At 35.8% G+C, this 17,952-nt stretch carries 21 protein-coding genes and 1 pseudogene; 6 read left to right on the top strand and 16 right to left on the bottom strand.

Annotation, left to right across the window (positions count from 1 at the left end):
- Nucleotides 1–98: 98 nt before the first annotated feature.
- Entirely contained in the window at nt 99–1,664 is a 1,566-nt protein-coding gene (locus K6I41_RS08715; protein WP_250375655.1) for a CoA-acylating methylmalonate-semialdehyde dehydrogenase, read from the bottom strand.
- A gap of 54 nt (nt 1,665–1,718) precedes the next feature.
- The gene (gene aptA, locus K6I41_RS08710; RefSeq protein ID WP_250375654.1) at nt 1,719–3,101 is read right to left on the bottom strand and encodes an omega-aminotransferase AptA; all 1,383 of its coding nucleotides are present in this window, start codon (nt 3,099–3,101) and stop codon (nt 1,719–1,721) included.
- A gap of 96 nt (nt 3,102–3,197) precedes the next feature.
- On the opposite strand from aptA, the gene K6I41_RS08705 reads away from it, so the two are divergent.
- Nucleotides 3,198–4,115 carry a LysR family transcriptional regulator gene (locus K6I41_RS08705; RefSeq protein ID WP_250375653.1) on the top strand — a complete coding sequence of 306 codons (918 nt, stop codon included), beginning with the start codon at nt 3,198–3,200 and terminating at the stop codon, nt 4,113–4,115.
- On the opposite strand, the gene K6I41_RS08700 is transcribed toward K6I41_RS08705, so the two are convergent.
- The 3 genes from K6I41_RS08700 to K6I41_RS08690 form a co-directional block, all read right to left on the bottom strand.
- Nucleotides 4,112–4,300 (bottom strand): type II toxin-antitoxin system Phd/YefM family antitoxin, encoded by a 189-nt coding sequence (locus K6I41_RS08700; RefSeq protein WP_016138054.1) that lies wholly within the window; start codon nt 4,298–4,300, stop codon nt 4,112–4,114. The genes K6I41_RS08705 and K6I41_RS08700 overlap by 4 nt on opposite strands.
- A 61-nt stretch (nt 4,301–4,361) precedes the next feature.
- Nucleotides 4,362–5,630 carry a DcaP family trimeric outer membrane transporter gene (locus K6I41_RS08695; protein ID WP_250375652.1) on the bottom strand — a complete coding sequence of 423 codons (1,269 nt, stop codon included), beginning with the start codon at nt 5,628–5,630 and terminating at the stop codon, nt 4,362–4,364.
- 156 nt (nt 5,631–5,786) lie between these two features.
- Nucleotides 5,787–6,464 (bottom strand): RraA family protein, encoded by a 678-nt coding sequence (locus tag K6I41_RS08690; protein WP_250375651.1) that lies wholly within the window; start codon nt 6,462–6,464, stop codon nt 5,787–5,789.
- A gap of 199 nt (nt 6,465–6,663) precedes the next feature.
- On the opposite strand from K6I41_RS08690, the gene K6I41_RS08685 reads away from it, so the two are divergent.
- Nucleotides 6,664–7,653, top strand: a complete 990-nt coding sequence (locus K6I41_RS08685; RefSeq protein WP_080973570.1) for a hydroxyacid dehydrogenase — start codon at nt 6,664–6,666, stop codon at nt 7,651–7,653.
- A gap of 75 nt (nt 7,654–7,728) precedes the next feature.
- A complete protein-coding gene (locus tag K6I41_RS08680; RefSeq protein ID WP_005305612.1) occupies nt 7,729–9,048 on the top strand; it encodes an MFS transporter in 1,320 nt (439 codons plus the stop codon).
- Nucleotides 9,049–9,109: 61 nt separating this feature from the next.
- Here the strand turns inward: K6I41_RS08680 and K6I41_RS08675 are convergent, their stop codons facing one another.
- From K6I41_RS08675 to K6I41_RS08655, 5 genes and pseudogenes are all read right to left on the bottom strand, one after another.
- Nucleotides 9,110–9,808, bottom strand: a complete 699-nt coding sequence (locus K6I41_RS08675) for an IclR family transcriptional regulator (protein ID WP_250375650.1) — start codon at nt 9,806–9,808, stop codon at nt 9,110–9,112.
- Between the two features lie 251 nt (nt 9,809–10,059).
- Nucleotides 10,060–10,203 (bottom strand): annotated as a pseudogene (locus K6I41_RS08670) (hypothetical protein); the annotation flags it as partial.
- A 38-nt stretch (nt 10,204–10,241) separates the two neighbouring features.
- Nucleotides 10,242–10,823 carry a hypothetical protein gene (locus K6I41_RS08665; protein ID WP_250375649.1) on the bottom strand — a complete coding sequence of 194 codons (582 nt, stop codon included), beginning with the start codon at nt 10,821–10,823 and terminating at the stop codon, nt 10,242–10,244.
- 194 nt (nt 10,824–11,017) lie between these two features.
- Nucleotides 11,018–12,151 carry an OmpW/AlkL family protein gene (locus K6I41_RS08660; protein ID WP_199945655.1) on the bottom strand — a complete coding sequence of 378 codons (1,134 nt, stop codon included), beginning with the start codon at nt 12,149–12,151 and terminating at the stop codon, nt 11,018–11,020.
- A 297-nt stretch (nt 12,152–12,448) separates the two neighbouring features.
- Nucleotides 12,449–13,162, bottom strand: coding sequence for a DUF2314 domain-containing protein (locus K6I41_RS08655; RefSeq protein WP_192834993.1), 714 nt, complete (start codon nt 13,160–13,162; stop codon nt 12,449–12,451).
- 284 nt (nt 13,163–13,446) lie between these two features.
- Between K6I41_RS08655 and K6I41_RS08650 the strand changes: the two genes are divergently transcribed.
- Nucleotides 13,447–13,842 (top strand): putative four-helix membrane protein, encoded by a 396-nt coding sequence (locus K6I41_RS08650; protein ID WP_350028598.1) that lies wholly within the window; start codon nt 13,447–13,449, stop codon nt 13,840–13,842.
- Nucleotides 13,843–13,982: 140 nt separating this feature from the next.
- Here the strand turns inward: K6I41_RS08650 and K6I41_RS08645 are convergent, their stop codons facing one another.
- The 3 genes from K6I41_RS08645 to K6I41_RS08635 form a co-directional block, all read right to left on the bottom strand.
- The gene (locus K6I41_RS08645) at nt 13,983–14,294 is read right to left on the bottom strand and encodes a hypothetical protein (protein WP_250375648.1); all 312 of its coding nucleotides are present in this window, start codon (nt 14,292–14,294) and stop codon (nt 13,983–13,985) included.
- Between the two features lie 246 nt (nt 14,295–14,540).
- Nucleotides 14,541–14,777: a hypothetical protein gene (locus tag K6I41_RS08640; RefSeq protein ID WP_013197775.1), complete on the bottom strand. Its 237-nt coding sequence runs from the start codon at nt 14,775–14,777 to the stop codon at nt 14,541–14,543.
- Between the two features lie 7 nt (nt 14,778–14,784).
- Nucleotides 14,785–14,994, bottom strand: a complete 210-nt coding sequence (locus K6I41_RS08635; protein ID WP_005305637.1) for a hypothetical protein — start codon at nt 14,992–14,994, stop codon at nt 14,785–14,787.
- A gap of 353 nt (nt 14,995–15,347) precedes the next feature.
- Between K6I41_RS08635 and K6I41_RS08630 the strand changes: the two genes are divergently transcribed.
- Nucleotides 15,348–15,521 (top strand): hypothetical protein, encoded by a 174-nt coding sequence (locus K6I41_RS08630; protein ID WP_005305641.1) that lies wholly within the window; start codon nt 15,348–15,350, stop codon nt 15,519–15,521.
- A 275-nt stretch (nt 15,522–15,796) separates the two neighbouring features.
- Here the strand turns inward: K6I41_RS08630 and K6I41_RS08625 are convergent, their stop codons facing one another.
- The 3 genes from K6I41_RS08625 to K6I41_RS08615 form a co-directional block, all read right to left on the bottom strand.
- Nucleotides 15,797–16,027 (bottom strand): hypothetical protein, encoded by a 231-nt coding sequence (locus K6I41_RS08625; protein ID WP_250375647.1) that lies wholly within the window; start codon nt 16,025–16,027, stop codon nt 15,797–15,799.
- Between the two features lie 151 nt (nt 16,028–16,178).
- Nucleotides 16,179–16,361, bottom strand: coding sequence for a hypothetical protein (locus K6I41_RS08620; RefSeq protein ID WP_013197773.1), 183 nt, complete (start codon nt 16,359–16,361; stop codon nt 16,179–16,181).
- A gap of 159 nt (nt 16,362–16,520) precedes the next feature.
- The gene (locus K6I41_RS08615; protein ID WP_013197772.1) at nt 16,521–16,661 is read right to left on the bottom strand and encodes a hypothetical protein; all 141 of its coding nucleotides are present in this window, start codon (nt 16,659–16,661) and stop codon (nt 16,521–16,523) included.
- 280 nt (nt 16,662–16,941) lie between these two features.
- Between K6I41_RS08615 and K6I41_RS08610 the strand changes: the two genes are divergently transcribed.
- Nucleotides 16,942–17,952: a nucleotidyltransferase domain-containing protein gene (locus K6I41_RS08610; RefSeq protein WP_250375646.1), complete on the top strand. Its 1,011-nt coding sequence runs from the start codon at nt 16,942–16,944 to the stop codon at nt 17,950–17,952.

Here is a 17,952-nt window from a genome sequence, read left to right as displayed (position 1 = left end):
TCAAATTGACAAACTGATTTTAAAACCGTCTTAAAAATGTACTTCTCCAACTTGTACGAAACAAAAAAGGGAAAATCAGAGTTTTCCCTTTTTATTGATTAATTTAATGTAGGCATAGCAAATTGTTTAGCTTCACGAAGCTGAGTTGAAGGCCAACGTTGGGTAATGGTTTTACGGCGTGTATAAAAACGCACACCATCTGGCCCATACGCATATAAATCACCGAACAATGAACGCTTCCAACCACCAAAGCTATGATACGCAACTGGTACAGGTAATGGCACATTGACCCCAACCATACCGACTTGAATATTGCTCGTAAAATAACGTGCAGCCTCGCCATCACGAGTGTAAATACACGTTCCATTACCATATTCATGGTCATTAATCAGTTGCATTGCATCTTGCATGGTTTGTACACGAATGACCTGTAAAACAGGACCAAATATTTCTTGCTGGTAACTTGTCATGTCTGGCGAAACTTGGTCAATTAAAGTCGGCCCAACAAAAAAACCGTTTTCATAACCTGCCGGTTTTGCATCACGACCATCCACAACAATTTTAGCACCTTGTTGCTCTGCACTTTGAATAAAAGCTTGCACTTTGTCTTTATGTGCTTGCGTAATGAGCGGTCCGAAGTCATTACGCTCATCTGCATAGTGCCCAAACTTCAATTGCTTCATTTCTTGTTTTAATTTTTCGATCACAACATCGGCAACTTCATCACCAATTGCAACTGCGACTGATAATGCCATACAACGTTCGCCAGATGAGCCAAACGCCGCCCCTAACAAAGAAGTCACGACATTATCAATATCAGCATCAGGCATAATAATCGCATGATTTTTTGCTCCACCTAAAGCTTGGCAGCGCTTACCACTCGCCGTTGCTGTACGGTATATGTACTCTGCAATAGGCGTTGAACCGACAAAGCTAACCGCTTGAATTTTAGGATGATGTAACAACGTATCAACCGCTTCTTTATCGCCATTTACAACGCTAAAAACACCATCAGGCAAGCCAGCTTGTTTTAAAAGCTCCGCTAAAAATAAGGCAGCAGAAGGCGCTTTTTCCGAAGGTTTTAAAATAAAACAGTTACCGCAAACTATCGCCATCGGGAACATCCACAACGGAACCATTGCAGGAAAGTTAAAAGGCGTAATACCTGCAACCACACCTAACGGCTGGAACTCACTCCACGAATCAATATCTGGACCCACATTTTTTGAATATTCACCTTTTAAAAACTCAGGCGCACCACATGCATACTCAACATTTTCAATCCCACGTTGTAATTCACCTTTGGCATCGTGGCAAATTTTTCCGTGTTCTTCTCCAATGAGTTGGCAAAGCTTGTCAGCATTTTCTTCGAGTAATTGCTTAAATTTAAACATCACACGAGCACGTTTAATCACTGGTGTATCACGCCATGCTGGAAAAGCCTGCTCTGCAATTTGAACCACTTGATTGACCAACTCTGTATCTGCAAGTGCAACTTCTTTTGTACTCTCACCTGTCGCTGGGTTATAAACAGGTTGTTTCTTGGTAGTTTTAGTGACAAGTCCACCATCAATAAAATGCCCTACTACTTTAATGGTTTGTTGGCTCTGATTTGTGTCTGTGTGAGCGCCAGTGTTGCTGTCAAAATTCTCTAAAGTGTTCATCTTTATTCCTTGTGTCTATTCATCTTGTCCAATTAAGTTCTAAGTCAATCAGTATTATTTCACTTGATAAATTGCCTCACCGACGGCATTCATGAGTCGTTGCAACTCTGCCTCTGTACTATTAAACATTGGGCCAAACTGAAGCGTATCTCCGCCAAAACGGACATAGAAACCTGCTTTCCAAAGCTGCATACCAATTTCAAAACCACGAATCGTCGCATCGCCATCACGCGGTGCTAATTGCACAGCGCCAATTAGCCCGCAGTTACGTATATCAAGAATGTTTGGGGCGCCTTTTAATTCATGTAAGAGTTTTTCAAAGCTTGGAGCCAAATCAGCCGATTGATGAATTAAATTTTTCTTCTCTAAAACATCAAGCGTCGCTAAAGCCGCCGCACAGGCAACAGGATGCGCCGAATAGGTATAACCATGGGTAAACTCAACCACATGTTCAGGTAAATCTTGCTGCATAAAGGCATCATAAATTTCATGGCTTGCCACCACGCCACCCAGTGGAATAGCGCCGTTGGTAATTTGTTTGGCAAAATTTAAAATATCTGGTGTGACATCAAAATATTCTGAAGCCGTCCATTTCCCCATTCGCCCAAAACCAGTAATGACTTCGTCAAAAATAAGTAAGATATCGTGTTGATCGCAGATTTCTCTTAAGCGTTTTAAATAACCAGTCGGCGGCACAATACATCCTGCCGAACCTGACACTGGCTCTACAATAACTGCGGCAATATTCGAAGCATCATGTAGCTCAATTAACTTAAGCATTTCATTGGCAAGCTCTACGCCACCTGTTTCAGCACAGCCTTTGGTAAAACTTAAATCGGGCTGCAAGGTATGCGGTAAGTGGTCTACATCCATAAGTTGACCAAACATTTTACGGTTACCACCAATACCGCCAAGACTTGTCCCCGCAACGTTTACACCATGATAGCCACGGGCACGACCAATCAATTTAGTCTTGCTTGGTTTACCTTTAATGCGCCAATAGGCACGCGCCATTTTAATTGCGGTGTCGGCAGACTCTGAGCCTGAGTCGGTAAAGAACACATGCTGCAATTTTTCAGGCATAAGCTGAATAATTCGTTCAGCCAATTGAAACGACAAAGGATGACCAAATTGAAATGCTGGTGAGTAATCCAACTTTGCCAACTGAGTACTCACGGCTTGCTGAATTTCAGAAAGTGTATGCCCAGCACCGCAAGTCCACAGACCTGATAATGAGTCATAGACTTCACGGCCAGTGCTATCAATTAAATATGATCCTTTAGCACCAACAATCATGCGCGGATCTTTATGGAAATTACGATTTGCGGAAAATGGCATCCAATGCGCTTGATAATTTAAGCTCATCTGAGCATTTGATTGAACGGTTTCCGATGCTGCATCGTCATCAATTAATTTGTCGATATCAAACATAATCACTCTTCTTGTTTTGAGGCTATTTTTTGAGTGTACATAGCACTATAGTTTTGATAAATTCAAATTATCTTGAGTTTAGATTTAAAAAAACAAAACTAAATGAAACCTAAAAAATTAAATCAAGTCACTGATTTTGATATTAAATTACTTAAAGTGTTTAAAACGGTTTGTGACTGTCACAGCTTTACGTCTGCCGAAAGTATTCTTGGTATTAGTCGTTCTGCAATTAGTTTGCATATGAGTGATTTAGAAAACCGTCTAGGCATTCGGTTATGCCAACGTGGCCGCGCAGGGTTTGCCTTAACTGATGAAGGTCGTGAAATTTTAGAATATATAGAAGTGCTCACCGCTTCTATCGAAGACTTCCGCTCTAAAGTCAATCAAATGCATAACCGTCTAAAGGGTGAGTTTAATATAGGTATTATTAATAACCTCGTGACCATGCCAAGTGGCTACATTACCAATACGCTGGCACAACTTGCCGAAGAACATTCTGAAGTGATCATTAACATTAGCATGAGCACACTTTCAGATATTGAGTGCCGTGTGCTAGACAACCGTTTACATGCTGGAGCAATTCCCCTTGTGACTCCGCTGTCTGGCCTAGACTATTTTGATTTATATAGCGAAAGTTCATTTTTATATTGTGGCAAAAACCATCCCTTGTTTGGTAAATGTAGCAAGATGGATTTAGATGAATTAAAAAAATGGCAAGCTGTACTTCCTAATTATGCAATTACACCTGAAGCAGCAAAGTTGCATCAGCTTTTAGACTGTAAAGCGACAGCAAGTGACCGTGAAGGAATTGCATTTTTGATTTTAACCGGAAAATTCTTGGGTTTTTTACCCGACCACTATGCAAAAAAATGGGTTGAAGATGGTTTTATGCAAGCCGTTTCAAAGGAAAAAATGCATTACAGCACACCCATTTGCTTAATTACTCACAAAGGCAAAAACCACAATATTATTTTAAAAACTTTTATGGAGATGCTTGAGAAGCAGATTATTGGAAGTTAAAAATCTTTGTTTTTTAATTTATTAAGCTCAAACATCGCATTTTTATATTCAAGATATGCCTTTTCACTGATTAGAACCACAGAGTCTTTCTCTTTTCGTGTAATTTTTACGGCGTAACCTAACAGCACTCTTTCCATGACCTTTGAAAATTGTGATCTTGCATTGGCATAATTAATTTGTTCCACAATATTAGCCCTTCTCAGATAAAAGAAAGCCACTTTTGATATTAAAGTGGCTGTGATTACATTAAAAATTGTATCGACCTAATAAGTTGATTCGAGATAACTTCCCTTCTAAATCTGAAAAAGTTTCTCTCTTACCATAGGTATATTCCACACCAAGATCGAGTTTCTCTACAGGCGCCCAAAATAAATTGACGCTTGCATTGATTAGCCTTTTATTTTGATCAGGGTTATTTTCTGAAAAATTTGAATCTTTATAGACAAGGCTACCAGCAGACAAAGAAGAGCGTAAGTTTTCATTCCATTTGCGCATATATCCTAACTCGACAGAATCAAATTCACTTAAATACATTCGATTTTGATCAAAGTAGAATGCATCATTATCTTTTGAATAAAGCATGTAACGGTTATCACCCGCTATGTGATAGTAATTAAACACAACTGAGTCATTTTCAGAAAGCTTATACTTTGTGCCTAATCCAGCACCCCAAGCAAGTTTAGTTTGCTCCTCATTCGTGTCAGAAATTGCTCGATTTTCATGTACCATTCCGTGCAATTGAACCAAAAAATCTGGATTCTTAAATTCATATCGCATGGTTAATGCAGGAAAACGGCTGCCGCCTTCTACATTTTTATTTTCAACATCACCGCCTTCCAAAGCGACTAATAATTTTTGTTTGGCATCAACAACGTGCTGATAACGGATTTGGATATTACGCTGAGTTCCTGTACCCATCGCGCCTGTAAAATCAACCAAACTTGGAGCTGTATCACTATTCACAAAAGGTGAAGTGGTTTGACCAATCAACCAATTTCCTAGTGAAATATACGCATGTCTAACCCGAACCGAACCATTACCGTTATCTCCGCCACTTCCCATGAAATCAGCTTCTAGTTTTCCAACCAAATCTCCTTTCGAGGTCGGCTTAACGATATCCACCCCTACACGTGAAGTCGCAGCAGAAACATTTAATGATTTACTTGTTGAGTTTGAATTGTCTAATGGTATTGACCCTGTTTTATTGGCAATAGAACGCGTTGAACCTTCAAAATCATATGCGGCATCAACCCGTATATTTCCATAAAATTTAATTTTAGTTTGGTCAGCCGTAACGGGCGTTTCTGTGTTTGATGTTTTGTTTTGAATCAAATCAGGTGCTTTCTTCAATCCATTATTCTGATTTAAATTCTGCTGCTCCATCAAATAATCTATTTGTGCTTGTAATTTACTTATTTTTTCATTTAGCACTGAGTTATCTTCGCTTTCAGCTTGGGCTTGCTGCAATGTAATACTCATTAATAACGATAAATAAATAATCCCTTTACGTTTCATGTCCTTTTCCTTTAGACGAAATTATCTAGACCAAATTGAAATTTCCTATTTTTCAATTAGCGACCTAATAATTATTGAGTTAACTTTTGAGAGGCTAACGAAGCTCAACCATTGACTTCGCTAGTTCTCGTCGAACTTGAATATTCTTGAATGACCTTATTCGGGTAATTCGCATCCCTTCTGTTTTAAGCTGTTGATCACCCAGCTCCGGTCATTTTCACCTACGGCGATTTGCTCTAATTGCTTTTGTTCGGCAGCATGTTTGGCGCTTGCCTTCAGATAAACTTCTTCTACTTCTGCATACGGCACGCTTAAAAGCCCATCTTTATCCCCTAAAATCAAGTCTCCAGGTTCAATTACCATTCCATTGATTGCGATAGGTACATTAATTTCCCCCGGTCCGTCTTTATAAGGTCCTCGATGTGAAACTCCTGCCGCAAAAAGTGGAAAATCTCCCTCTCCAATTACAACCGAATCACGAATCGCACCATTAATAACAATGCCGGCTATATCTTTTTTAACGGCATAAGCAACCATCATCTCTCCAATTAATGCATTGGTTAGATCGCCACCTGCATCAACCACAATGACATCTCCCGCTTGGGCGATATCAATAGCGTAGTGCAACATCAAGTTGTCACCCGGACGCGCCTTAACTGTAATGGCAGGTCCACAAAGATATCCCTTTTTATGCATTGGTCTTAATTGAGCCCCGCCTGAAGTCATTCGATTCATTGAGTCACTGACATTAGCGACTGGTAGATCTCGATATTGCTCAATCCATTTTTGCTCAACTTTTCTATCGTTTTTTAGCACTCTAAAACCAATTGCCATAACTTTTCCCTTACATCAGTTTTCTTGTGCAAATTAATATGACAGCATTTTTTTGAAATGTCATTTCATTTTTAAATTTAATTTAACTAAAATTTACCCACTTTTTAAATTTAATTTTTACTATTGACTATTTTTTTGAAATGTCGTTTTAATAATATGGATTATTAAGGACGTATTTTGCTCAAAATACTTAAATGGAGTGCAAGTCAAAATGAAACGTAAAGTTCTTATCACGGGGCCAACATTAACTTCAGATGCGTTACTGTATGCTCAATCCCATGATATTCAGTTGATCCCAACTGAACCGTACATGGCAAAAGATGAAATGGAAAAACTCATCCATGATGAACAACCTGATGCAATTATTGTGCGAACAGGCAAACTTTCTAGGGATATGATTTTTGCTTCAGATAATTTAAAAGTAATTGCAAAACATGGTGTTGGCTTTGACACAATCGACACTCAGGCTGCTGCTGAACGAAAAATTCCTGTCACTATTGCCGTAGGCGCAAATGCACAATCTGTTGCCGAACACGCTTTTGCACTCATGTTTAATGTTGCTCGACAAGTCACATGGTTAGACCAACGTATTCGAGAAGGTCATTGGGACAAAGCAAGTGCAAATGGTGTGGAGCTATATGGCAAAACGCTGGGATTAATTGGTTTAGGAGCAATCGGCAGCATCCTCATGAAGTTAGTCGCTCCCTTAAACATGAAAGTAAAAGTATACGATCCATTTCTACAAAATTTGCCAGAGCTTGATTACGTAGAACAGGAACACGACTTTGAAAAACTTTTAGAAACCAGTGATATTATTAGCCTACATTGTCCACTCACAGCAGAGAATAGACACTTATTTTCTCACGCCCAATTTGAAAAGATGAAACGCTCAAGCATCTTAATCAATACAGCGCGTGGTGAATTAATTGATCAGGCTGCATTAGTTGATGCACTAAAAAATAATAAAATTGCTGGTGCAGGTTTAGATACTTTTTCTTCAGAGCCACCTGAAAAAGATAATCCATTATGGGAATTACCTAACTTGGTTGTGACTCCTCACATAGGAGCAAACACAACAGATTCACGTAATCGCGTCGGTCTCTTAGCACTCGAACAGATTGTGAGTATTTGGGATGGTCAACTATTAAACCCACGAGCTATCGCTAACTGGAAGTTACTCAATAGCTAATCATGGAACTCAATTGTTTCTAAGCTTTTAGATGCGAGAACAATTAAAATATTGAATATAAAAAAGGATTTTTTTATGTCTACAGAATACTCTCAAGCGAGTGCGATTGAACGTGAAACAATGCGCAAGGTGGCGTGGCGATTGCTGCCTTTTTTAACGCTTTGTTATGTGATTGCTATTATTGACCGTGGCAACATTGGTATGGCTTCATTACAAATGAATGAAGACCTTGGATTAACAGCTACTGCCTTTGGTTTTGCCAGTAGCTTATTTTTCTTTGCATATTTTCTATTTGAAGTACCCAGCAACCTCGCCATGCAAAAATTTGGAGCAAAAGTATGGATTGCCCGAATTATGGTGACTTGGGGGGTAATTTCAGCTGCAACAGCATTCGTTGAAAGCTCCACATCGTTATATATTATGCGCTTTTTGCTAGGCGCTGCCGAGGCTGGTTTTTTCCCTGGCGTGATTTTATATCTAACTTATTGGTTGCCCGCCAATTATAGAGGCCGAATGATTGCTATATTTATGGTGGCAATTCCAGGTGCAAACTTTTTAGGTTCACCATTATCTGGTTTTTTGTTATCCCTAGATGGTTTGATGGGCATGCGCGGATGGCATTGGCTATTTATTTTAGAAGGTATTCCTGCGATTTTACTGGGTATCGCTTGCCTATTTGTACTCACAGATCGACCAGAACAGGCAAAATGGCTCAATAGCGAACAAAAAGCTTGGTTAGTTGAAAGACTACAATTTGAACGCCAACAAAAAACTCCGATTGGTCATATTTCACTATGGCAACTTCTAAAGAATAAATATATTTGGGCTATGATCATTATTTATTCTGGTGCTTCTGCTGCTGGAAGTACAATGAGTGTTTGGGCACCTCAATTAATTAAATCATTTGGTTTGAGTAATTTAGAAATCGGTTTAGTGAATGCAATTCCTTATGGCATCGCTTCTATTGCCATGATTCTTTGGGGTCGTAGCTCAGATCGTAAAAATGAACGCCTTTGGCATACAGCAATCGCTCTATTAATGATCTCAATTGGTTTATTAATTGCTTTGCTCACGTCTTCACTTATTGGCACAATCTTTTTACTCAGTATCGTTTTAATTGGTGCTTATTCTGTGAAAGGTCCATTCTGGGCTTTAGCATCCTCATGGATGTCACCGACTACAACGGCGGCTGGACTAGCAGCAATTGGCGCATGCGCTAACCTGATTGGTGGCGGCATGATGGTGAATATCTATGGTGCAATCCATGATGCAACAGGAAGCCATGCTATAGCCCTACTTCCACTTGCAGCCTTGAATCTCGTATCGGCTATTATGGTTTTCATTATGTCTAGAAAGAAAGCCGTTTTGTTTAACCAACCACAAAGCACTTCGTAAATAACACGAATAAAAAAGGGGCTAAATCATTAGCCCCTTTTTTATATTTAAAATATTAGAATTAATTACGAATACTCTTACCACCTAAACTTTTCGTTAAATCATCTGCAATTTTGAAGAAAAAATCCCCCACAGATTTTGCAATTTCCGCAGTAAAACGACTTGATGGACCTGAAACAACCAATGCGCCAACCACATCATTTTGAGCATCAAACACAGGCAATGCCATTGAAGCTGCGTGTGGTTCTGTTACACCCGTTGAATAAAAAGGATCAGTTCTTGCTAAAACTTGTTCGTGTGTTGATCGCAATGCTTGAGCGCCTGCTGCTCCATCCATTGGTCGAACTTCACCTGGCTGAATATGAACGCGCAATCGATGGGTAGAGTTTATTCGATATTGGCAAAGACGATATGCTCCATGTTTAACATAAAAAGAAGCTGTCTCACCAATTTCATCTACAAGTTGCTGTAAACAAGGCACAACATGTCGTTCTAAATCTAAAGCATCTTGATAAATTGTATTTAAACGCATGACTTCGCTGGCAAGCGTATATCTGCCATCTGAAAGACGGTTAACAAAACCAAAATCTTCTAGCGAAACGATTAAGCGCATGATAGTTGCTTTATTTAATTCTGTTCGTTCAGCGAGTTCTGCTAGGGTTAAAGATTTATCACCTATTCTAAAAGCAGTTAACAAAGTTAAAAGGCGATCAGCCGATGCATTTCCGCTTGTTGCTGGGTGAGGTTTAATTTTAACCATGTTTTTCCTACAATAGCTTGATATCAATTTTAATGTATTGAATTAGGTTTTTAACTTTACCATATTTCTTATATTTTGATTTAATCTCTTAAGTGACCTTCGGTTTTTCTTTAACCAACCATATAAAGCTTATTTCTTTCAGATATTTATCATAAAACAATAAGTTCTTCCTTGAAGTCACAAACAGACCACTACACTGCTTTGCCTATAACAGGCTAAGTATGATTCTTTAATTTTTAAATTAAGATGAATCAATGTTTTCCTATTCTTATACGAAAACCATCAGGACTTTCATCCGTAATTTTAATTGTATAAAGATATTTAAGCTGTTTCTGATCTTTTCTCATATCAATCTTAACTACCCCATCAGCCTTCTCGCCAGCTATATCAACTTTAGTTATTTTATCAATATTAGAAAAATTAATTATACAAACTATAGTGGTTTAATAGACCAATTAACTAAATGAATTTCTAATGGTAGGTTCGGGTTATTCCAAGCAGCTTTGAACTGATCTATTTTTCTTTGATTCTCAGTTGTTTGTTTACCATTTACATGTACATAAATAATTCCGCTTTTTTCGTCATACCCAACAGTTTGAACTTTAGAAAAATACTTGTTGGCTAATTTAGTAGCTTTATCTAATTGTTCTTTAGCTGTTTCTCTAGTTTCTTTAGCTCCGTATTGAATATCAATAGGCAAATCACCTTTAGAAATTGCATTTCCTACTACTATATTTCGCTTTTCATTATGGCCATAACCCTTAACTCTGACCACAATTTTATATGTAGGCGAGTTTTCCACGTAAATACCAGCGATACGCCCTTTAAATTCTTTTTCAATAGCATCGAGTGCAGAGTCTCGGTTAGCTTCTAAAAATAATGCTTTATTTGCTTCTGCTGTGCTGACGCCATGCAATAAAGAATAGCTCCGAACTTCTTGTTCACCTCCATTAACAGCTTGTTTAGGAGGTTCAGCATTTAATAAATTATTTGAACAAGCTGAAAGCAGGCTCATCATGAAACCAAAAAAAATATATATTTTCATATTTAAAAAATATTAATTATCATTTTAAAAACCAATATATCATAAGTTAAAAAAGAAAAACCCCACCAATAATTGATATTTGGCGGGGCTTTCTATGCATAGAAAATACGACAGGTTAAATCGTAAATTTTCCTAAACGAAAGATTAATATTTAAATGAGGATATTAAAAACGATAACCCACCCCCAAATAAGTAATTAAAGGATCAATATCAACTTTGGTTGAGGCATGAATTAATTGCTTACCTGTTTTGCTATCAATCACATCAATATTTGCGCGGTTATTTAACTTTGCATAAGACACTGAACCAACAGCATACCAATTTGGCGTGATGTCATAAGTAGCGCCTAGACTCACAATTGGGGCGATCGCATCAGTTGCTTTAACCCGAACATATGGATTTGCACTTGAAGTTTTGCCATCTAAAGCTGCACCAGCATTGTTATCTAGTACATTCTGAATCATATGCCCCGCAGCAATTAAGTCAGAATTAATTTGATCGTTTAACTTAATGTTAGAAAAGCGTGAATACATAATTCCGGCACCAATATATGGACGGAATTTATTTACTCCTGCCTTACCAAACTGATATTGAGCCTCTAATGCTGGAGTCCATGCACGCACCGTAGCAGCTTTCGATTTATTACCCAGATTAGTGATCGGAATATCTTGTAATAAATCAAGTTTATCCCCGATAACCAAAGCAGCTAACCCTTCAGGATTTGCAAAACCAGATAACGGCGCATTGATTTCTCCTTTCCCCTTAATATCAACTTTTGGAGGAATCCCACCGATTAACTGTAAAGACACGTTCTCATTCACATAGTAATTGAACATTAAACCCAGAGTGTCTACATCTTCTGCTTCAAGCCCTGTGCCTTTACCTTCCCATTGTTCTAGTCCTTTAATGGTTGCTGTACCCGTGATATCTGGCGAAACCATGTCATTTTCATCTACAAGCCCTAATAGCTGACCAACCGATTGTTGTTGATTGCCATTTTCATCGACTGGATGACTAAATACCATATCAAGAACTTCTTTAGCATTTTCCCCAGTTGATAATGTTGCATTAGGGTCTATGGATTTCATAAATGCTGAAGTAGAAATAGTTCCGACTTTGGCAGTGGTTCCATTTGCTACAGCAGTATTGATGTTGAATGGATTTGCTTTCCCTTGTGGCATGACATGCAACCATCCAGCAGATACAGAAAACCGTTTAAATTCTGCATGTGCTGTTTGAGTTCCCGTTACAAAAGCCACGGCGAGCAGATTTCCGCCTATTAATTTTAAAATATCCATTTTATTTCCTTTATTTTATTTAAGAGGTTTCCATTAACCTCTTCATTTAAAATAAAGATTTTTTTAACTTTTGGTAAAATTTTCCGATAAAAAGCATTATAAAACAATATATTAATTTTACTTAATTTATTTTAATTGATTGAAAAATATACAATATAAGTGAATTTTCTATGGGAATTTATAAATTAAAAAAAAGCCCATCTTCCGATGAGCTTATTCTTACTAGGATCAAAGTCGATTTTATTTTTCTCAAATTTCGCCTATTAAAAAGCTTCCATTAGAGAGTGTGAGTAGACATTACTTAAGTAAATTTACAATATTAGTCCACCCCATCTTATGAGCCAAATCTAAAGGAGTCATTGATTGGTTATTCACTTCCAACTTATTGGTATTCAACCTTAAAAGCTCTTGAACAAATAAATAATTACCAGCTATAACTTCACGATGTAATAATTGATTACTACTTTCGTCCTTTTCACTAATGATTGTAGGATCTGTATTTATAATGTTTATGAACTGATCCAAAATACTCTTACACATAGGATGTTCGTCTAAATTTTCAGGACAATTTTTCTGGTCATAAACTAGGAAAATTTCATCAGGGTTGCCAAAATCAATCCCCCACGCCTCATCATATTTTTTACGATCTATTGCATTTAAAGTTTTACGATACTCTTGAATTGTAAACCCACCATGAACAGTGCCATTGGATAGAAACATCCAATCAACTATAGACTCAAATTGAAGCTTTACTGTTTCACCAGCTTGCACATTATCAATAATATAAGGGTCGTTTAACAAAGTTCCTGAAATTGTACTGCCATTAAAATCAACTTGATCAATCCACATATACTCAATCAAAGGTTGATTTGTATCTTCAGGGTTTTCTTGGATAAATGCACACTTCACATAAGCCAGTTCTAGAGCAGGAACAATTCGCCGATATTCCCAATAAAGTTCACGCCAAAAATATTTAAATGTACCTATGGCACTCTCAAAAGCTAGAATCATTTCTGGAGATTCATTCTTATACAATTTATTCATATAACACATATTACACTTGATTAATATTAAACCTACTTATATTAACACTATGATAAATTTAAATATCTCAAAATTTATCAATTATAAATATGAATTTTCAAAAAAAAGAAACTCCGCCAATACCAAACTAAAGTAAGCTTTTTACTCTGTAAAACCTCTAGCAAAGCACTTACAATACGGGTTCACTTTTACATAAATTAATCTTTTCCTTTAATTTCCTAAAATCTATGTTGAGTTAAGTTATATTTACTATGATAAAAAAATTAAGTGCATTATTAATATTATTGTCTACATCACTACATGGATTAGCTGCAATACATATAAGCCCAAGAATGGGAAGCTCCTCTTATAGTGGTCCCTTCGACACACTTATACTAATGATTGTGGGGATGGGAGCTTTATATTTTTACTATAAGTCATTCTTAAAATGGCTCAAAAGAAAATCAACTGGTCAAAAACCAGAACGTAAACTTGGCCTTGATGACTGGGGCATTACACTTGCAGGATATGTACTGGTATCAATATTTGCATGTGGACCTATATTTGAAATACTACAAAGTATAGGCGACTATCAACTCGTAAGAGACACTTGGTATATTGTATTTATATTTTGTTTTGGATTATTGATTTTTTTAAGAAGGACTTAGAAGCCATCTACTTTATAAAATAAAAATCCCACTAATAATCTTTATTTAGTCGGGTTCAAAGTTATAACACTTTCTACAAATTAAAAACCACCTTTAAAAAAAACCACCAAAGTGGGTTCAATTGCTATCAATAAAAGTGGTTAATTACATTTAATCGTCTTATTGAAGGTCTTATATGTGCCTGTTGTAATTACTTGAGCGGTATAAATCCGTTGGCTATGAGTTTGATGATTATTATTTATTTCACTAAAGCCTTTACCAGCACAAACGGTTTCAGCCTTTTTGTTTACTTTGTTTTCCATTGCTTCATTAGAACCTAAAATATTAGAAGTGGTTTGAATCATATAATTTCCATTTTCAAGTTTGGTAGCTTGAGCTGGAAACATTTGCGCACAACCTGTCAAAGAAAGAGTAGATGTTGCAAGAAGAGTTAGCATAAGATATTTATTCATAATTTCTTAGTTCGTTGAATTGAAAAACAAAAATGACAAAATATATTTTTAAATTTTAACAGTCAACAATAAAATAAATAAACACTACTACAATAAAAAAGCCTATCTTCCGATGAGCTTTTTATTTAATTAAAATTAACGGTATGTATTGGCTTTAAATTCTGCTAATACTAGGCTTATAAAATCTATGATTTAAATACAACGACTATTTATTAAAAAAAAGAGCACCTAAGTGCTCTCTTGTTCTTATTGATTTTTGGATAAGGCAAAATTTATTGCCCTGTCATATGCGTGTTCTTGTAACTCGGTATATACATAGAAATGCTGTTCTGTCTTGGTAACAGGATTAATGAGTTTCATTGCTTCATAACTATGAGTATTTAAATCATTAGGATCAACATCAAATGCTTCTAATTGCTGCTCTCTCCACTCACCACTTAGAACACCACCCACGCAAAGCCATTTTGTTGAATTGTCTGACATATCATGTTTACTCTATATAATAGCTGTTGCCATCGGAACTGTTGAAAACCAAATTTAAAGTAGGGTAAATACATTCACCTTTTAACAAAATATATTCAACTTTGGGTCTCTGAACTCTAGATGAATGACCGATTTTATTAGTATCTACTTCTGTATAGTTTGCGTGCGCTCTTTTTTCTTTACCTTGGAAATCAATAATTGTAATTTCTTTTAGCATTAATATGCTCCAATTTAATCATACATATTATGCCCAACGATATTTTTATACTATGAATATTTTGTAGGCAACTAGATTGAATTAATTTTTAAAAAACTATCAATCCAAAACGTGGAAAAAATTTATATATGTGTACTTTGTGTACCCCTACTTGAAAGTTGGATAAGGTAATTTCAAAATTTAAAGGATAAGACTCAACAGGTTATATTTAATTGATTTTATTTATGAAATAAGTTGTCGAGATAAAGATCCTTTTTTGGACAAATCAACACACATGAGTCTTAAAACTACCGCAATGTAAAGGCCTTTAAAGTGTACTATCAACTCTCCCTAATGAAGATAAGAAGATAAAAATGTCAGGTTTTAAAAGTTTTTCTCAAAATACAACTAACCACGCTAATATCATCAAATCTCAAATGAACAAGCATCCTGCAACACCACCTACTGAAACTCAACCTTCAGAAGTTCCAGGCACAGTAAAAGATCTGCCTGAGAATAATGAACAACCTGATCCTAATAACAAATAATTTCTTATTAACAGTGCCTGGGACGTTGTTTTGAGGCTCTGCTACTATAAAGAATAAATTAGTGCACTGATTTATTATATTATTAACTACTTTTATCAATTTGATTTGTTTAGTTATTTAAGAAATTACAGCCATTCATTCCAGAAAATTGATATGACTAGTCTCTCAGATATGAGGGGCTTTTTTAATTGTTTTTACTTAACTCCTATTTAGCCGACTCCGCCTAGATAGATTAAGCCCACCATAATTGGCGGGCTTATTTTTTAATATGTGAATTATGAAAGATAGGGATGTTTTTGCGCCAAGTGATCATTCGCTATTTTTGTAATTTCAAAATAAGATAATTCTGCACAAAGCCAAAAACGATATATATTTTCGCCCACTAAGTAACTCTGGCGGTTGTATGTTGATTGTTTACTTGCATCTATTTCACTGGCTTCAAAGTAAGTACCTTCACGGTCACATACAACTTCACCATCTAAATCACCGCCAATACAAATAAACATTGTAATAATCCATAAATTTATGAAGATCAGCTTAACACATATAGAAAAAATCCCCCCAAAATAAAGATATTTTGCGGAGCTTTATTTACTGTAAACGGTCAGGAATTTTTAGTCGTATTGGTTAGGGTAGATAAGCTTTATTAATCGAATATCAACTCTTGGTTGAACTTTCTATTTGAATTTTATACTTAATATTTTTCTCCTCATCAATATAGGATAGTAAATGTTCATCCCTTCTTTTCCTTAATTTTCCAATTTCTGAATCAATTTTTGCAGTAATCAAAGATTCCTCTTCTTGCTCCTCATTAGGAATGTACTCACTTATTGATTTCATACTTTAACACTCCTGTTTTACTGCATTGTTAGTTTAGAACAACTAAATAAACAAGTGCATTAGAGTGTTTTTTATTATTAAAAGAAAATCTGAAATCTATAAAACAAAAAAGCTCACCTTCCGATGAGCTTTTTATTTAATTAAAATTAGCGGTATGTATTAGGTGTTAAATTCTGCTAATACAAAGTTTTTTACTATTTCATCAAAATTAGGTTTCAGAAGAGTTAGCTTGCTATCTTTTATAGTTTTATACCAATAACTTGCTGCAACTCCCATACTGAACAAAGCTAACAATTTCATTGCTCACCTCACTTATTGGGAAGAGTGAAACTTAAAGTATCATTCGCGTTTGTAGCGTTCCAACTCGTTTTAGCGAGGTTTCTGTATGTATTTTAAGCAATGTGTAATAAAAAAGCCCTCATAATTGTGAGCTTTCTTTAATGACAGTAATAATCAGTACTCAATAAATTCATGTAATGAATTTATAGTATTTTTTACATTTAGTTATAAATAATAAAATTAAACTTGAATTTACTATAATGCCATCATATAAATACAAAAACAAAACAGGAAAGTAACAATGGCTAATCCACAAAAACAATACATGGAGTTTCATACTAATATTCGTTTAGGGCGTTATGATGAAGAAAATACATTACGTGAAAAACGTGATCTTTTAATTGACACCTTAAAAAATGAATTAAAAAAAGATCCTTCAGGTCCACAATTCTTGGAATCATTTAATCAAGGCAGTTATGCTTTAGGTACAGGAATTAAACCCAAAGAAGGAGACTATGATATTGATGTGGGAGTTTTATTAGATTGTGATAAAGATAGCTATTGTCCAGTTGAGATAAAAAAAATTGTTGCAGAAGCTCTAGAGCATAATAATCGTACATTAAACATAAGAAAGCCATGTGTTACAGTAACTTACATTAAAAATGGGCAACCAGATTATCACGTAGATTTACCAATTTATGCAGAAGATACTAATCAAAATATGTATTTAGCAAGAGGGAAAGAACATTCTTCAGCAGAGTTTAAAGTATGGGATATTTCAAATCCCACGGAGCTTACTGAAACAATTCTGGATAAGTTTAAAGGCGATGCACGAAGTCAATTTAGACGATGTACTCGTTATCTTAAACAATGGAGAAATGAAAAAAATAATTTAGCTTTTTTTAAAAGTATTGCTATTACTTCAGCAATATATGAATACCTTGACTCAAGTGATTATGAAAATGATAACAATACAATATTATCTTTGGTTAACAGTTTTTTAGATAATTTTATCCATTACAGTATTGATGAAGAAACCTCACAAACATATTTTCGTCTTGTAATAAACTTACCAGCTCATGAAGGTGTTGATTTACTCGAAAATTTAACAAAAAATCAAATGGATATTTTAAAAAATCGTTTAGAAGAGTTAAAAAATTCATTAGAGCAAGTAAACGAAGAAAGCGATACAGTGGAGGCTTGTAAAGTATTGAATAGAACATTTGGTAGCCAATTCCCTATTCCTGAAATAAATCAAGTTTCAGAATCAACGCCTGAAGCAATTTATATTCAAGATGGTAAATCGGCATAG

The organism is Acinetobacter sp. AS23, assembly GCF_023612055.1.
GTDB classification, from domain to species: Bacteria; Pseudomonadota; Gammaproteobacteria; order Pseudomonadales; family Moraxellaceae; genus Acinetobacter; species Acinetobacter oleivorans.
This window is presented reverse-complemented; position numbering and strand designations above follow the sequence as displayed.

Coding starts and splice junctions, on each gene's coding strand:
- K6I41_RS08610 (WP_250375646.1), top strand. CDS start 16,942: ATGGCTAATCCACAAAAACAATACATGGAGTTTCATACTAATATTCGT.
- K6I41_RS08620 (WP_013197773.1), bottom strand. CDS start 16,361: ATGAAATCAATAAGTGAGTACATTCCTAATGAGGAGCAAGAAGAGGAA.
- K6I41_RS08625 (WP_250375647.1), bottom strand. CDS start 16,027: ATGTTTATTTGTATTGGCGGTGATTTAGATGGTGAAGTTGTATGTGAC.
- K6I41_RS08650 (WP_350028598.1), top strand. CDS start 13,447: ATGATAAAAAAATTAAGTGCATTATTAATATTATTGTCTACATCACTA.
- K6I41_RS08660 (WP_199945655.1), bottom strand. CDS start 12,151: ATGGATATTTTAAAATTAATAGGCGGAAATCTGCTCGCCGTGGCTTTT.
- K6I41_RS08715 (WP_250375655.1), bottom strand. CDS start 1,664: ATGAACACTTTAGAGAATTTTGACAGCAACACTGGCGCTCACACAGAC.
- K6I41_RS08705 (WP_250375653.1), top strand. CDS start 3,198: ATGAAACCTAAAAAATTAAATCAAGTCACTGATTTTGATATTAAATTA.
- K6I41_RS08645 (WP_250375648.1), bottom strand. CDS start 14,294: ATGAATAAATATCTTATGCTAACTCTTCTTGCAACATCTACTCTTTCT.
- K6I41_RS08655 (WP_192834993.1), bottom strand. CDS start 13,162: ATGATTCTAGCTTTTGAGAGTGCCATAGGTACATTTAAATATTTTTGG.
- K6I41_RS08690 (WP_250375651.1), bottom strand. CDS start 6,464: ATGGCAATTGGTTTTAGAGTGCTAAAAAACGATAGAAAAGTTGAGCAA.
- K6I41_RS08675 (WP_250375650.1), bottom strand. CDS start 9,808: ATGGTTAAAATTAAACCTCACCCAGCAACAAGCGGAAATGCATCGGCT.
- K6I41_RS08635 (WP_005305637.1), bottom strand. CDS start 14,994: ATGCTAAAAGAAATTACAATTATTGATTTCCAAGGTAAAGAAAAAAGA.
- K6I41_RS08695 (WP_250375652.1), bottom strand. CDS start 5,630: ATGAAACGTAAAGGGATTATTTATTTATCGTTATTAATGAGTATTACA.
- K6I41_RS08665 (WP_250375649.1), bottom strand. CDS start 10,823: ATGAGCCTGCTTTCAGCTTGTTCAAATAATTTATTAAATGCTGAACCT.
- K6I41_RS08630 (WP_005305641.1), top strand. CDS start 15,348: ATGTCAGGTTTTAAAAGTTTTTCTCAAAATACAACTAACCACGCTAAT.
- K6I41_RS08640 (WP_013197775.1), bottom strand. CDS start 14,777: ATGTCAGACAATTCAACAAAATGGCTTTGCGTGGGTGGTGTTCTAAGT.
- K6I41_RS08615 (WP_013197772.1), bottom strand. CDS start 16,661: ATGAAATTGTTAGCTTTGTTCAGTATGGGAGTTGCAGCAAGTTATTGG.
- K6I41_RS08680 (WP_005305612.1), top strand. CDS start 7,729: ATGTCTACAGAATACTCTCAAGCGAGTGCGATTGAACGTGAAACAATG.